Annotated in this window: 13 protein-coding genes and 1 pseudogene; 12 read left to right on the forward strand and 2 right to left on the reverse strand. The window is 39.2% G+C overall.

The window, feature by feature from the left end:
• Window positions 1–170: 170 nt before the first annotated feature.
• The 9 genes and pseudogenes from NSTCB13_RS04875 (at window position 171) to NSTCB13_RS04915 (ending at window position 10,140) form a co-directional block, all read left to right on the forward strand.
• On the forward strand, window positions 171–1,619 hold the full coding sequence (locus NSTCB13_RS04875) for a GumC family protein (RefSeq protein ID WP_445628583.1): 1,449 nt from the start codon (window positions 171–173) through the stop codon (window positions 1,617–1,619).
• Window positions 1,616–2,908 (forward strand): O-antigen ligase family protein, encoded by a 1,293-nt coding sequence (locus tag NSTCB13_RS04880; RefSeq protein ID WP_445628584.1) that lies wholly within the window; start codon window positions 1,616–1,618, stop codon window positions 2,906–2,908. Before NSTCB13_RS04875 ends, NSTCB13_RS04880 begins: the two co-directional genes overlap by 4 nt.
• Before the next feature lie 47 nt (window positions 2,909–2,955).
• Window positions 2,956–4,228, forward strand: a pseudogene (locus tag NSTCB13_RS04885) (lipopolysaccharide biosynthesis protein).
• 80 nt (window positions 4,229–4,308) lie between these two features.
• Window positions 4,309–5,373 carry a polysaccharide pyruvyl transferase family protein gene (locus NSTCB13_RS04890; RefSeq protein WP_448271531.1) on the forward strand — a complete coding sequence of 355 codons (1,065 nt, stop codon included), beginning with the start codon at window positions 4,309–4,311 and terminating at the stop codon, window positions 5,371–5,373.
• Between the two features lie 156 nt (window positions 5,374–5,529).
• A complete protein-coding gene (locus NSTCB13_RS04895; protein ID WP_448271532.1) occupies window positions 5,530–6,159 on the forward strand; it encodes a glycosyltransferase family 2 protein in 630 nt (209 codons plus the stop codon).
• A complete protein-coding gene (locus NSTCB13_RS04900; protein ID WP_448271533.1) occupies window positions 6,149–6,499 on the forward strand; it encodes a hypothetical protein in 351 nt (116 codons plus the stop codon). Before NSTCB13_RS04895 ends, NSTCB13_RS04900 begins: the two co-directional genes overlap by 11 nt.
• A 69-nt stretch (window positions 6,500–6,568) precedes the next feature.
• Window positions 6,569–7,558 (forward strand): glycosyltransferase family 2 protein, encoded by a 990-nt coding sequence (locus NSTCB13_RS04905; RefSeq protein ID WP_448271534.1) that lies wholly within the window; start codon window positions 6,569–6,571, stop codon window positions 7,556–7,558.
• Window positions 7,559–7,938: 380 nt separating this feature from the next.
• Window positions 7,939–8,961, forward strand: a complete 1,023-nt coding sequence (locus tag NSTCB13_RS04910; protein ID WP_448271535.1) for a glycosyltransferase family 2 protein — start codon at window positions 7,939–7,941, stop codon at window positions 8,959–8,961.
• A gap of 129 nt (window positions 8,962–9,090) precedes the next feature.
• Complete coding sequence (locus tag NSTCB13_RS04915) at window positions 9,091–10,140, forward strand: glycosyltransferase family 2 protein (RefSeq protein WP_445628589.1); 1,050 nt, start codon at window positions 9,091–9,093, stop codon at window positions 10,138–10,140.
• 30 nt (window positions 10,141–10,170) lie between these two features.
• Here NSTCB13_RS04915 and NSTCB13_RS04920 read toward each other — a convergent pair whose 3' ends face one another.
• Window positions 10,171–10,725, reverse strand: coding sequence for a cupin domain-containing protein (locus NSTCB13_RS04920; protein WP_445628590.1), 555 nt, complete (start codon window positions 10,723–10,725; stop codon window positions 10,171–10,173).
• Window positions 10,726–11,024: 299 nt separating this feature from the next.
• On the opposite strand from NSTCB13_RS04920, the gene NSTCB13_RS04925 reads away from it, so the two are divergent.
• From NSTCB13_RS04925 to NSTCB13_RS04935, 3 genes are all read left to right on the forward strand, one after another.
• The gene (locus tag NSTCB13_RS04925) at window positions 11,025–12,470 is read left to right on the forward strand and encodes a deoxyribodipyrimidine photo-lyase, 8-HDF type (RefSeq protein WP_448271536.1); all 1,446 of its coding nucleotides are present in this window, start codon (window positions 11,025–11,027) and stop codon (window positions 12,468–12,470) included.
• Between the two features lie 56 nt (window positions 12,471–12,526).
• Window positions 12,527–13,351 carry an alpha/beta fold hydrolase gene (locus tag NSTCB13_RS04930; protein ID WP_448271537.1) on the forward strand — a complete coding sequence of 275 codons (825 nt, stop codon included), beginning with the start codon at window positions 12,527–12,529 and terminating at the stop codon, window positions 13,349–13,351.
• A 97-nt stretch (window positions 13,352–13,448) separates the two neighbouring features.
• The gene (locus NSTCB13_RS04935) at window positions 13,449–13,589 is read left to right on the forward strand and encodes a hypothetical protein (protein WP_448271538.1); all 141 of its coding nucleotides are present in this window, start codon (window positions 13,449–13,451) and stop codon (window positions 13,587–13,589) included.
• Between the two features lie 366 nt (window positions 13,590–13,955).
• Here NSTCB13_RS04935 and NSTCB13_RS04940 read toward each other — a convergent pair whose 3' ends face one another.
• A complete protein-coding gene (locus tag NSTCB13_RS04940; RefSeq protein ID WP_448271539.1) occupies window positions 13,956–14,807 on the reverse strand; it encodes a toll/interleukin-1 receptor domain-containing protein in 852 nt (283 codons plus the stop codon).
• Window positions 14,808–14,954 lie beyond the last annotated feature (147 nt).

A 14,954-nucleotide genomic window follows, 5' to 3' on the forward strand; every position in this document is an offset into this window, starting at 1 on the left:
CCATCAGGCGGTTTTGTCATTGCTGTTTAGGAAGGAAACTTTACTAAGAATTATTAATCAATTTTTAAGTAACAATGTAGTACGATCCTGTAAGTTTACTTAGGCGAATCGCACAAACCCACCTAGACTTTGTAATTCCGCAGCCAGTTCCCGACTTTAAAGGATTTTTAATGGCCAATCATACAGAAATCTCTGCGGGTTACCCTAGCAGTTTGAGAAAATTAGTAGCGAGAAAAGGATGTTGGCAGCGTTACTTACTTATAGGTATAGCAACCAACATAGCATTTTGGACTGCAACTTTTCTTTATCTAAAGCTTACACCACCGACCTATACTAGTTCTTCAGCGATTAATCTGCCGGGAGCATGGTCAAATGCCAATATTAATTTACCAGACATTGGCTATGCTAATTATGAAAATGTGTCTCCATATGCTGCTCTTGCTTCTCAAGATCCCAGAGAAATTTATAAATTTATTGCTGAAAGCGACCCGATATTAAAAGCGGCAGCAGATCAACTTAATATGTCTTTAGAAGAGTTTGGCAAACCTCGGCTCAAGCTAATAATTAATACTTCCATGATGAGCGTTGATTTTGAAGGCGCGAGTCCCCAGGAAGCTCAAAATAAATCTTTAGCTTTTTACAAAGCCTTGCAAGCAAGACTCAACATGCTACGAAATCAAGAAGCTGTTCAAAGAGATACCGGTTATCAAACTTCCCTAATTTCTTCGCAAAAAAAATTAGCAGATGCTCATAAGCGCCTTGCCGATTACAAAGCACGTTCAGGTTTGAACTCTGAAGATCAAATTAAGGATTTGACAACCAACATTGAACAGCTCCGCAGACAAAGAGCTGAAATAATCGGTCAACAGCAACAGGCTACTACTCGTCTGGCACAACTATCGAATAATTTAAAATTATCTGCTGGACAAGCTACAGATGCTTTTACTCTTCAAACAGACCAGATATTTCAACAGAACTTAAAAAATTATAGTGATGCTAGCGCTTCTGTGGTAGTTTTAGAATCTAAGTTTCTGCCTAGCTATCCGATATTAATTACAGAGAAAGCGAAAAGAGATGCTGCTCAAGAGGCCCTGCTAGTTCGAGGTCAGTCTCTTTTAGGGCGAAAATTCACTTTGGCAGTTCTCAAGCAGTTAAGCCTTAGTAGCAATAACTCTGGTAACAGCATTCCTCGAGACGCTCTTTCCCAAGAATTAGTTACAGTTCAAGCAGACCAAAAGGGATTCACCGCTCAAGCTCAAGCAATAGAACAGGAGATTAACCAGCTTGAGAGTAGGCTGAAGAATTTAACACAGTTGGAAAGCACCTTGGATTCGCTGAAGCGAAATACGCAAATTGCGGAAGCGGTCTTTTCTTCCAATTTGACCAGATTGGATATTGGCAAGTCGAATACTTTTGGATCTTATCCACTGATTCAACTTGTTATACAGCCTACATTACCTGAGAAACCGACTTCACCAAAAGATAAATTGGTTTTACTAGGTTCAACTTTAGGCTCCCTTTTCGTATCCCTTGGACTGGTGTTACTTTGGTGGCGCGAACGTAAAAATTTAATATCTGATAAGACTATGAGTACAGAGAGGAAGAGAATGGAACAATGAAACCTCAAAACTTTGAAGAAAGTCTTGTTTGGTATTGGATAATTAGTACCTATGTATTTTATTTTATTGGTATTTTATATCCTGTAAATTTTCTATTAGCCTGGATACTGTTTTTTTACCTATGTAAGCGGCTTTGGAGCCAAACAACGCACACTAGTATTGAAAAAAGAATCAAAGTTTATTGGATACATTGGGTTTGGATTGTCTCTATTTTGGTAATAGCGATCGCTACGATTGTAGGCTGTATAAATTATGATGTAGGTACAAATCAAACTCTTAGGTCATTAATTAATTGGTTTACAGATTGGGCTTTGCTAGCACTATTTCCATTAAGCGGCTGTCTCAATATTCGACCACAAATAATCTATAGAGCCGTCTGTATATTATGCCTTCAAAGTTTGATTTTAATTCCCTTCTTTTATTTAGCTTGGATATTAAAGTTGCCTGCACACCTATATTCTTCTCCAATTGAAAGATTAATCCAGAATGGTGAGCTTTTTTACAATGTAAATTTCTATGGTAGTGATTACGGTACGAATAATGTCCGTCTATTTCTATTTGCACCTTGGGCACCTGCGCTAGGTCTTATTGGAAACATCTACTTCTTCCTTGCTCTTGAAGAACGTAACAATAAGTGGCGCTTCATTGGTCTAGTCGGCTCTTTAGCGATGAGTATAGTATCTGTTTCTCGCTTATCTTTTATAGCTTTACCAATAGTTTTCATACTAGTTTTGTTGCTGACAAAAATTACTAAACCTACTACGCAAATTGCGATCGGGTTTTTTAGCTTTTTAGCAGGTATTTTTAGCACGGTACTTCTTGGTACTATTAAAGATGCTAAAGAAGCATTTGATAATGCTAGACCAGACTCTTCACGAGTGCATGAAGCTTTAGGTGTAATTGCCTTGGAAAAATGGAAAGAAGCTCCTATCTGGGGTCATGGTTTTCGAGAAGCACCAGGGCCTAAAGCATTAGCAGAAATGCCTATCGGCTCTCACCATACTTGGTTTGGTCTCTTGTTTGTTAAAGGTATAGTTGGCTTCATTGCTTTTTTAGTACCAATTTTATTGAGTTTTATAGTTTTGCTGATTAAAGCAGAGAAAAGCATAATTGCCAGAGTTGCATTGTATTTTCTTATAACTTTATTACTTTTTACATTTAATGATAGTCAAGAGGCTTTAGCTTACTTATATTATCCCGGTTTAATTATCATGGGAATTGCATTTAAAGAAGAAGTTAAACCTTCTAATTTTTCTCTTAAAAATAAGCCTGAAACTGCTTATATTTGATTTTTAATTTAATTAAAAAATATAAATTATCTCTTAAAAATACCCTCATGTTAATCAAAAAGCTAAGGCAAAAAGTATCTAGTCAATATGTGCGTAATGTTGGTTGGATGGGTGGAGCAGAGTTAGCAAATCGTGTTTTCCGATTGGGAACAACAATTACTTTATCTCACCTGTTAAATCCCTACGATTATGGATTGATCGCAATCGTTTTGACTACTAATGAATTTGCAACTGTTTTTACCTTAAGAGCTGGAATTGGCTCTAAGATTATTCAGGCATCAGAAAAGGATGTAAAAATTATTTGTCAGACATCTTACTGCCTTAATTGGATACTATGCGGAGTAATGTTTATTATTCAGTGTACTGCCGCTTTCCCGATAGCTTGGTTTTATAGTAATAACCAAGTTATCTTACCTATCTGGATTATGGCATTAGTCTATTTAATGTTGCCAATCTTTGCAGTTCAGTCTGCTTTAATCCAGCGAGAGAACCGCCTAAAAATTATAGCATTATGCAATGCTACTCAGTCGTTTCTAATCAATATTCTCACTATAGGTCTAGCTCTATTAGGGCTGGGAATGTGGGCTGTTGTTATACCTATTGTTATAACGACTCCAGTATGGATTGTTATTAATCTGATGAATCATCCTTGGCGACCCTACCATGTTCTTTAGTTTTAACAAGTGGCAGGAAGTTGTTAGTTATGCTAGAAATATTCTTGGCGTTGAGTTACTAAATAAGCTAAGAGCTAATCTTGATTACCTGATTATTGGACGTTTTTTAGGAGTCCAGGCGCTAGGAATTTACTATTTCGCTTTCAATGCTGGCTTAGGAATCAGCATGAATGTCATAAATACAATGACTTGGTCTTTATACCCCCATCTTTGTGCTGCTCGGGGAAACGTTAAGCAGCTTCGAGAACGTTATTTTAGTAGCCTCAAAACATTTGCCTTAATTGTATTTCCATTGGTTTTGCTACAGTCAAGCCTAGCTCCATTTTATGTACCAATTATTTTTGGGCAAAAGTGGATAACAGCAATTCCAGTCTTGATAGTTATCTGCTTGTCAGCCATACCACGCCCATTTGCTGATGGCGCTTCTATGTTACTTAACTCTGTAGATAAAAGTCATATTAATCTTTACTGGAACCTAATTTTTACTGTGATTTTTACAATTTCATTACTAGTAGCTGTGAAATGGGGAATTTTTTGGGTAGCTGTTGCGGTGTTCATGGCTCATATATTAGCATTACCTCTTTACAGCATTTGGGCTAGTAAATATGTTTTATCTAGAACTCAATCTTTATCAATTGCAAAATAAAAATTTGGCTTTTTAGAAAAATACCTTTTTCTAGCTACATTCATTGCAAAATAACGAATAACAGGGAGGAACTAAAATTAATGACTACCACCCAACCGGAACAATTAAAACAACTTCTGCATAAATCACTAGAAAAATTAGAGACATTTCCAGAGTGTGCATTATTAGACTATCCTGATTATCCTAATATTGGCGATCATCTGATTGCGTTAGGTACTTTACTTTATTTAATCAATGTGCGAAAAACAAAAATTAAATATACTGCCAGTCCTAACAACTTTTCTAGCAAAGTAATGGAAGATAGAATTGGAAAATCTCCTATTTTCCTGCAAGGAGGAGGGAATTTAGGCGATCTTTGGACTGCTCATCAAAAATTTCGCGAACAGATTATTTCCAAATACCAAGATCGACCAATAGTTATCCTACCACAAAGTATTTATTTTGTTGAACAAAGCAATTTAATAGAAGCAGCAAATGTCTTCAATTCACATCCTAATTTGACTTTGTTTGTGCGTGACGAATATAGCTATGAACTTGCTCTAAAATATTTCTACAACTGCCAGGTAATTAAAGCACCTGATATGGCTTTTCAAATGGTCAACTTACCTGGTATCTTATCTAAGTCTAACCATAGTAACTCTATTTTATATCACTATAGAAATGACAAAGAGTTGAATCCAAGTAATTCTCAGACTTCTATCGATCTCCCTAATTTAGTTGTAGAAGATTGGACTTCTTTCAAATATGACACAACTGAACGTATGGAGCGAATTCGGGAAGGCTTGCAAAAAGGTACAGTGATTCCTGGTGAGTGGATATACCGACATCTTTGGAAATACTTCCATCATTATTCCTTTGGATTCAATAGCTTATATAACTCCTCAATGCATCTTAAATCCTTAAGTTATATGCATCATGGAATGTATCAATTCAAGCAGCATCGTCTAATTATTACAAACCGCTTACACGGACATATTCTCTGCATTCTTATGGGTATTCCTCATGTCTTTTTACCTAATGCTTACCATAAAAATGAGGCATTTTATCAAGCTTGGACTTACTCAATTCCCTTTTGCAGATTTGTCAAAGAACCTTCACAAATTCAGGTGGCTGCGCAAGAACTATTAGAATTATTCCTAAACTAACTGGTTTCTGTGCCTACATTAAGAATTACAAAAATCCTTCACTTTCTATCTGATTAAGCTCTATGACCGAAAGCGACTGATGATACAGAGCAACTAAATTTATTTGTGGGTATCATTAATTTTTAATTTTTAATTTTTAATTCGGAGCGAAGCGACGTGACAACTATATCTGTTATTATTCCTGCTTACAATGCTGAACGCACTATTTTAGAAACGATAAAATCCGTTCTTCAACAAACCTTTTCTGATTTTGAGCTAATTATTATTAATGATGGCTCAACCGACCGGACTTTAGAATTATTGAAGACTATTGAAGATTCTCGTCTCAAGATTTTTTCATACAGCAATGCTGGTCTATCAGTAGCTCGTAATCGTGGTATTTCTCATGCCACTGGAGAGTTTATGGCATTTCTCGATGCCGATGACTTATGGACACCTGATAAATTAGAACTACAACTAGCAGCATTACAAAAACATCCAGAGGCAGGACTTGCTTATAGCTGGACTCTGAACATGAGTGAAACAGCAGAGATTTTTCACCCTGGTCATAATGTAGTCTATGAAGGTAATGTGTATGACAAATTATTACTCAGTAACTTTATTTCCAATGGTTCTAATCCTTTAATTCGTAAACAAGCAATTGAATCTGCTGGAGAATTCGACCCCAACGCTTTCTTCTGTGGAAGATTGGGATTATTGGTTTCGTGTAGCACAGCGCTGGGATTTTGCAGTAGTTCCCAAACCTCAAATTCTCTATCGTCACTCTTCAAAATCTATGTCAACTAAAGTTGAGAAGATGGAGAAATATTTGCTTATTGTCTTGGAAAGAGGCTTTCAAGCAGCACCGCCAGAGTTACAAAATCTGAAAAATCAAAGCCTAGCTAATATCTATCAATATTTAACGGGGATGGAACTGGCTCATGTGACTAATAGAGAACAAGTCAACCAAGCTGGTCGCAAATTGTGGAAGACGGTTTCTTTATATCCTCAGATTTTGCGAGAAAGAGTCACTCAGCGTTATTTAATGAAATGGCTGGTAATGCAAGTCCTTTCTCCTCGAATTGCTAAGTACTTGACTCGACCTTTTTCTTTGGCTAGGTCTGTTGCGGTTCCAAAGCTGCAATAAAGACTCTTATTAGAAAGCAACTTTTCGATCCTAATTCGCTAGTAAAATTTAGCAACTTATTGAAATCATATGCCAACTATATCTGTCATTATTCCCGCTTATAATTCTGAGCGCACAATTGCCGATACAATTGTCTCAGTACAACAACAAACTTTTTCTGATTTTGAGATAATTGTTATCAATGATGGTTCAACAGACGGAACTCTTAAGCTACTGGATGAGTTAAAAGATAGTCGTCTAAAAGTCTTTTCCTATCAAAATGGGGGTTTATCAGTAGCTCGTAATCGTGGTATCTCTCATGCCAAGGGAGATTTTATAGCCTTTATTGATGCTGATGATTTATGGACAGCCGATAAGCTAGAACTCCAGTTAGAAGCTTTGCAGAAAAATCCAGAGGCAGGTGTTGCTTATAGCTGGACTTATTTTATGGATGAACAAACTGGAAATTGCCACATGGATCGGCCGATCTTTTTCCAAGGTAATGTTTTGGCTAATTTATTAACCTGGAACTTTATTGCTAGTGGTTCAAATCCATTAATCCGTAAGCAAGCGATTGAATCTGTCGGAGAGTTTGAACCTTCAGTATCAGGAGCAGCAGATTGGGATTATTGGCTGCGTTTAGCTGCAAAATGGTCGTTTGTTGTAGTTAGTAAACCGCAGATTTTTTATCGTCAATCTTCAAATTCAATGTCATCTAAAATTGAATTTATGGAAGACTGCCAGTTCAAAGTATTGGAGCGAGCTTTTCAATCAGGAGCGCCAGAAATTCAAATCTTGAAAAATCATAGTTTAGCTTATGTTTACCGATATTCTTGTAGGCTCTGCTTAACAAGAATTACAGGTTATGAAGGAGTTGAAAAAGCAAGTAAAAAATTGGGGAAGGCAATTCAGCTATATCCAAAAATTATCCTGAAAAAGGAAACTCAAAAGCTAATTATTAAATTGTTGTTGAAAAAAATACTTGTAGAAAATATTTCTGCATACTTGCTCCAGATTATTAGTAAAATTCGCGTTACTCATGTTCAAAAATTAAATATTCATGAAAAAAGAATCGGTTGAAGTAAGTTGTAGTACTTGCCACTTGGTAACTCAATGGGATAGTTACTCAGTCTGATTCTGGATAATGGTGGAGCGATCGCTTGCTTAAGAATTTCAATCAGACTATCCACACGCAGGATAAAATGTATTGTTAAATACAAGATTTGTTTTAATAACGCATACTAGAAGTAAATATCTGAGATTATCCGGTGAAAAGTTAGGAAATGGGACTCGTTCTATAACTAGACGGATAGCCAGGTGGATAAATATCTCACTTTTTTAGATGCTATCACTAGAAGGTGCGATCGTATCCATTAGATAGTATTCCCATTGCCATATCAAAGATTACTGTACTACCAGTAAAACCTGAGAGCAAACTGAAACTAAAGTCAGTCTGGAAAATGAAAAAAGTTTCTGTAATTATTCCGGTTTATGGAGTCGATAAATATATAGCTGCTACTGTACAATCTGTTCTTGAGCAAACCTATACAAATTTCGAGCTTCTAATTATCGATGATGCTTCTTTGGACAGAAGTATAAATATTTGTCAGCAATTTACTGACCCCAGAATTAAAATTATTCGCCAGTCAAATCGAGGGGTATCTGGAGCTAGGAATACTGGTATTCGCCATGCTCAAGGAGAATATTTAGCTTTTTTGGATGGAGATGATCTTTGGTTGCCAGAAAAGTTAGAAAAACAGATTGCTCACTTGGAAAATTCACCAGCAGTCGGTGTTAGCTTCAGTCGTTCTGCTTTTATTGATGAAGCTGGACAAGCTTTAGGTACGTATCAGATGCCCAAGCTTAAAGAAATCACACCGTCCTATTTACTCAGTTGCAATCCGATTGGTAATGGCTCGGCTGCGGTAATGCGCAGAGAAGTTCTAGAAGCGATTAAATTCCAAGATAATGTTTATGGTACTAATGAAGATTGTTATTTTGATGAACGCTTACTCCAATCAGAAGATAACGAATTTTGGATTCGGATTTCCATTAAAAGCAATTGGCAAATAGAAGGCATTCCAGAACCCTTGACCTTGTATCGGGTTAATTCAAAAGGCCTTTCAGCAAATATGCTCAAGCAGTTAGATTTTTGGGAAAAGCTAATTGAAAAGACACGTTCCTACGCTCCAGAAATATTTACTCAAGGGGCAACCCTAGCTAGAGCTTACCAGTTGCAGTATTTAGCTCGTAATGCAGTACGATTACGAGAAGGTTCAATGGCTGTAAAATTAATTAATCGAGCGTTAATAGCTGACTGGCATATTCTTCTGGAAAATCCAAAAAGTACAATTTTGACACTAGTAGCTGCCTATTTACTTTTACTCTTACCTCAAAATGTTTACAATAAATTTGAAACTCTGGTTTCAAATAATATAGTAGGAGCTAACCAAAAACGTCGTATTCTTCAAGAAGATATCTAGAAATAATTTAGAACTTTTTTATCAAAGTTTAAGAACTTTTTCTGCCTAAAGCATAATTGTATTTATTGCATAGTGCATAGTAAATTTCATTAGATATTAATTAAATTAAATCAATGGGAATGGTCAACAATGAAGAAAGTTTCTATCATTATTCCGGTTTATAAAGCAGAAAAATATATAGCTGCTACGCTGCAATCGGCTCTTGAGCAAACTTACGAAAACTTCGAGATTTTAATTATTGATGATGGTACTCCTGATAAGAGTATAGAAATTTGTCAGCAATTTACAGACCCGAGAATTAAAATTATTCGTCAAAAGAATCGGGGTCTACCTGGGGCAAGAAACACTGGTATTCGCCATGCACAAGGAGAATATTTAACTCTTTTAGATGCTGATGACTTATGGTTGCCAGAAAAATTAGAAAAACACGTTAAGCATTTAGATAATTCGCCTAATGTCGGGGTAAGCTTTAGCCGCTCTGCTTTTATTGATGATAATGGCAACCCTTTAGGTATTTATCAAATGCCTCAGATGCAGGGAATAACTCCAGCGATTATCCTTTGCCGCAATCCAGTTAGCAATGGTTCGGTAGCAGTAATTAGAAGAGAAGTTTTTGAAGCTATTGAATTCCAAGACAATCTTTACGGTACAGTTGAAAATTTTTATTTCGATGAGCGATCGCGTCATACTAATGGTGACTCAACAGATGTTGAATGTTGGTTTCGGATGTCTGTTAAGAGCGATCTGGAAATAGAGGGTATTCCTGAAGCTTTGACTTTATATAGGGTAAATTCAGGGGGACTATCAGCAAATTTGCTCAAGCAGTTAGATTCGTGGGAATTGGCAATCTCTAGGGCACGTTTATACGCCCCAGAAATAGTTAATCAATGGGAAACACTGGCTAGAGCTTACCAGCTGCGGTATTTAGCGCGTAGAGCAGTCAGCCTGCAAGATGGTGCAATGGCTGTGAAGTTGGTGAATCGAGCATTAGCAACCAACTGGCATATTCTCTCTAAAGAACCACGCCGTACACTTTTGACTTTGGGAGCTGCCTATTTCCTTCGGCTTTTGCCCCAGTTCCTTTACAGTCGAATTGAGACTGTTGCTTTAAAGACTACAGGATATACTCAAAGACAGCGCATTTCACAAGGCTTAGGGGGGAGCAACGCGATTTCGTGAAGTCGCCCAAAGGACGTGTATAAATGAGCTTTAACGCGGCTTTTGGCTCGAATCACTCATTTGAGTCCCTGTATAATTGGGAACCCAACCTTCGGCGATTGCAAAATAGCGTATCCCTTTGAAATTCAACAATGCAGTTGGGCTGCACCAATGCTCAACGCCGGCGGGGATGTAGAGATAATCTTGTGCCTGAACTAAAAGCTGTACCTGGCTGCCATCAGGTCGCACGAAGCCATAAATCATTTCTCCTGCCAACACGTAGACGGGTTCAGGCGCAGGATGAGTATGGTAGCGACCGTAGGTGGCAATCAGGTGGTGAAGATTGAACGAACCTGGATGCACATTTAGTAAGTCACACCAGAGAGCGCCATTTTCTTGCTGAAGAAATTCAAAGACGCTGTTATGGAGTTCTACGTAATAACGTTTCTCGGTCTCAGTTAAAACGTCCTGGTCTAGCAGATTAGGGAAGAGTAGCGATGTTCCTGGGTCGTAGTGTTTGAGTTGAATGCCAAGAGGCGCAAGTTCGCGGGCTATTTCGTCTAAATCGCTCTCAATCGTACCGTCATCAAGTAGTAGGTTAGCCATGACAAAAAGACTAATTAACTGTTAAGAAGAGTATACTCAATTTTGAGACAGGAAGCCACTATTCCCGATTGAGAAACCGGGGAATAGAGAGTGGAAGAGGCAGGGGAGCAGGGGAGCAGGGGAGCAGGGGAGCAGAGGAGAAGTAGCAGTAAGTCTTTCCCCTCTGCCCCTCTGCCCCTTTGCACCTCTGCCTCTTCGTATGCCCAATGCCCATTAAAAAAATAAATTTATCGCCAGAATGATGCTTATTGGTACCACTAGCATCTAAGCTAGTACGGGTGAACTATATCCAACATGGAATGTCTGACTTAATTCTGTTTTGGCATCGACGCGATTTACGCATTTCTGACAACACGGGACTGGCTGCGGCAAAACGGCAAAGTCCGAAGGTGGTGGGCGTGTTTTGCCTCGATCCGAATCTTCTGGAACGGGATGATGTTGCTCCTGTGAGAGTAACTTATATGATTGGCTGTTTGCAGAAACTCCAAGAGCGATATGCTCAAGTTGGTAGCCAGTTGTTAATCCTCCACGCCGATCCTGTACAAGCAATACCAGCTTTAGCCGAAGCAATAAATGCTAAAGCTGTTTTTTGGAATTGGGATGTAGAACCTTATTCGCAAGAACGCGATCGCACCATTATAAATGCCCTCAAAGAAAAAGGTATTGAGTTTCTTAACCAAAACTGGGATCAAATCCTCAACTCTCCAGAGGAGTTACGCACGGGTAGTAACAGTCCTTACACGGTTTACACACCCTTCTGGAAAAATTGGATTGCCAAACCAAAGGCTCAACCAGTAGAAACACTGCAAAATGTTGAGGGATTAACGGAAGCCGAACAGGAAATTGCCAAAGTTGCAGGAGCCTTGGCACTACCTTCAGCAAAAGATTTAGGATTCATCTGGGATGGTGACTTGATTATTTCACCAGGAGAAGCGGCGGCACAAGAACGATTAGAAGAATTTACTAATAAAGCCATTACTGAATATCAAGAACAGCGCAATTTCCCCGCAGTGGACGGAACATCACAACTGAGTGCAGCTTTAAAATTTGGCGTAATTGGCATTCGCACCGTTTGGCAAGCCACGGTAGAAGCACTGGAAAATAGCCGCAGTGAGGAAACAGCAGTTAATATCCGCACATGGCAACAGGAATTAGCTTGGCGGGAGTTTTATCAACACGCAATGTATAACTTCCCGGAATTAGCTGATGGTGCTTTCCGCGACACCTTTAAGAATTTTCCTTGGGAAACTAAAGAAGAACATTTCCAAGCTTGGTGTGAGGGGAGAACAGGCTACCCCATTGTGGATGCAGCAATGCGTCAGTTAAACGAAAGCGGCTGGATGCATAACCGCTGTCGGATGATTGTTGCGAGTTTCCTCACTAAAGACTTGCTAATTAATCCCCAATTGGGAGAAAATTACTTTATGCAGCACCTAATTGATGGTGATTTATCTGCTAATAATGGCGGTTGGCAATGGAGTGCTTCTAGTGGCATGGACCCCAAACCTGTACGGATTTTTAACCCAGCTAGTCAAACACAAAAATTCGATCCAGAAGGGGAATATATTCGGAAATGGGTGTCAGAATTGCGGTCTGTAGATACAGAATATTTAGTTACTGGGAAAATTTCACCTTTAGAACGTCATGCTGTTGGCTATCCTGACCCAATTGTGGATCATAAAATACAGCAACAGCAATTTAAACAGCGTTATCAACAGCAAAAAATTCTTACTAGTGGTCAGTAAAATTGCTAATTTTTTAATAGACATTTCCAAAAATTCAGCCTACTGGAGAAAAACACATGACCACGATCGCAGTCAAAGACGGCATAGAGATTTACTACAAGGATTGGGGTAGCGGTCAGCCCATCGTTTTCTCGCATGGTTGGCCTCTATCGGCTGACGACTGGGACAACCAAATGATGTTCTTCTTAAATCATGGTTATCGCGTCATCGCCCATGACCGGCGAGGGCATGGACGCTCAACCCAAGGCGCTGACGGACACGATATGGATCATTACGCCGATGACCTCGCTGCGCTTACCGCACATCTCGACTTAAAGAACGCCATCCACGTTGGACACTCGACTGGCGGCGGTGAAGTGACACGCTACATTGCGCGTCACGGCGAAAGCCGCGTCGCGAAGGCCATTCTTATTAGCGCCGTGCCACCACTGATGGTGAAGACCCCAGAGAATCCCGGCGGCTTACCTAAAGAGGTATTTGACGACTTTCAGACGCAGGTTGCCACTAATCGGGCGCAATTTTATTGGGATGTGCCCAGCGGGCCCTTTTACGGTTACAACCGACCGGGTGCGAAAGCGTCGCAAGGCGTGATTGAGAATTGGTGGCGCCAGGGGATGATGGGCGGTAGCAAGGCGCAGTACGATGGCATCGTGGCTTTCTCCCAGACCGACTTTACCGAGGATCTTAAGAAGTTCTCTGTGCCGACTTTGGTAATGCACGGCGATGATGACCAGATAGTTCCCTATGCCGACTCCGCCCCACTCAGCGCTAAGTTGGTCAAGGGCGCGGTATTGAAAACCTACAAGGGTTTCCCGCACGGTATGCCGACGACAAATGCAGACCAAATCAATGCCGATCTCCTCGAATTCATTCAGTCGTAGACGCAAACCATTCGGTTAGTCTCCATACTGCCGCCTCAAAACGTCTAACCAGATGATGTAGCGAACCGCGCTCTGCGATGCGTGGCTTTGGTATAGTGTGTTTGTCCACCTTGCAACCATGTGCGATCGCTTATCTTGTGTCTCGTTAACCCTCAATCTGTCGATAGGGTGTAGCCAGAGGTCATCTTTGGGTTGTGATGTTCAGGTGAGCAGCAATGCGATCGCAGATTCTCGATAGTCTGGGTTAAGGAAAGAACCCAGCATTTCAAGCATCAAGAGTGATTGTCCCTTGCCTCGTAGATACTATAAGGGGCGATCGCCCCAAATCATGCACGATGATGCCAAATAGGCAGTTTTAAATCATTCGTGAAAAAATAACATAACTGGGTAGAAGATATTTGGTTATAACTAAAAACAATCATTCGAGAGTTTCATTTTGATATCAACGCGAATGCTTTTTGCATTATTGAATTGTCGTTGGTTTGAGGTGTTTCTCTACGGTGCGAATTACTCGTCTTTATTATTCAGTATTTAAAGCGGCTCATCAAGTCCTTAGCGTAAGTTTCGGTATCACTGCTCATTTCACCCCGAAAATTATAATTATTTACGCATTAATCGCCAATAGTATTTTATTTGCAACTTTTTCAATACCTAAAGACCAGTCAACCGCAAACCGATCAGCCAAAATTGGTGAATAGCTATAAACATCTTGTGGTGTCACGTTATACCAGATAGGTATAATAACATTGCGCTTCTCTATAATCTCTCGTGTAAAAACTGAATCATATTCACGCTTTGACCATCCACCGTTGCTTAAAAAGTTTTGGGTTATAATAAACACGCATTTATGACACTCTTTCAAACCGTTCTCAATGCTATCCCTAAGGCTATCTCCAACTTTTAATGAAAATTCATCGTACCAGACTGGACACATAAGTTTTGTAAGATGTACAGCGAGCGGCTCTGCAATTTCCAACTTATCGCGAGAATCATGAGAGATAAACGCCTGTGGCTTCTCAAATTTATTCCGCTGTTCAACATATTCTACGCTTCGGAAAATAAGACTATGACCTTCTAACTTGGACTCGCTGTTCATCTGCTCTTTCAATTGAGCGGAAACTAGTTGCTCTGAATACAAATATACACGCCCTGTAAAAATGAGATGACGTGAATCTTGCATATCTAGATTCGCAAACCCAGAATGTATTTGAACGTCTGTTTCGCTCCACTTTAGTAGATCATTTACTTTATTTAATAATATAGCTTCTGGACATCGCACTTTGTCAGAAAATGGTATATAAAACGATATATAGACTCCACCAGCATCAAAATCAAAATGGACTCGCCCAATAGTTTCTAACAGAACATTACCAAATCTATCACTAAGCGATAGTGTCCGGTGCATAGTAATATTATTTGAGCCATCTTTGATGAAATACTCATAAAGCGATGCCATATGTACCTATTGCTAATTTTGTTTTACCGATGTCTATCTCATGACACCATTATTCTTTAGTATATATGGGTAAAAATTCAAAAAAAGTCCCATTCATATGATTAACGTATAAAATTTGTATAAAATTTTTTCCGCAGTGTGGAAATA

The organism is Nostoc sp. DSM 114160 (assembly GCF_053470305.1).

Coding starts and splice junctions, on each gene's coding strand:
- NSTCB13_RS04930 (WP_448271537.1), top strand. CDS start 12,527: ATGACCACGATCGCAGTCAAAGACGGCATAGAGATTTACTACAAGGAT.
- NSTCB13_RS04890 (WP_448271531.1), top strand. CDS start 4,309: ATGACTACCACCCAACCGGAACAATTAAAACAACTTCTGCATAAATCA.
- NSTCB13_RS04925 (WP_448271536.1), top strand. CDS start 11,025: ATGTCTGACTTAATTCTGTTTTGGCATCGACGCGATTTACGCATTTCT.
- NSTCB13_RS04915 (WP_445628589.1), top strand. CDS start 9,091: ATGAAGAAAGTTTCTATCATTATTCCGGTTTATAAAGCAGAAAAATAT.
- NSTCB13_RS04900 (WP_448271533.1), top strand. CDS start 6,149: ATGTCAACTAAAGTTGAGAAGATGGAGAAATATTTGCTTATTGTCTTG.
- NSTCB13_RS04940 (WP_448271539.1), bottom strand. CDS start 14,807: ATGGCATCGCTTTATGAGTATTTCATCAAAGATGGCTCAAATAATATT.
- NSTCB13_RS04920 (WP_445628590.1), bottom strand. CDS start 10,725: ATGGCTAACCTACTACTTGATGACGGTACGATTGAGAGCGATTTAGAC.
- NSTCB13_RS04910 (WP_448271535.1), top strand. CDS start 7,939: ATGAAAAAAGTTTCTGTAATTATTCCGGTTTATGGAGTCGATAAATAT.
- NSTCB13_RS04880 (WP_445628584.1), top strand. CDS start 1,616: ATGAAACCTCAAAACTTTGAAGAAAGTCTTGTTTGGTATTGGATAATT.
- NSTCB13_RS04875 (WP_445628583.1), top strand. CDS start 171: ATGGCCAATCATACAGAAATCTCTGCGGGTTACCCTAGCAGTTTGAGA.
- NSTCB13_RS04905 (WP_448271534.1), top strand. CDS start 6,569: ATGCCAACTATATCTGTCATTATTCCCGCTTATAATTCTGAGCGCACA.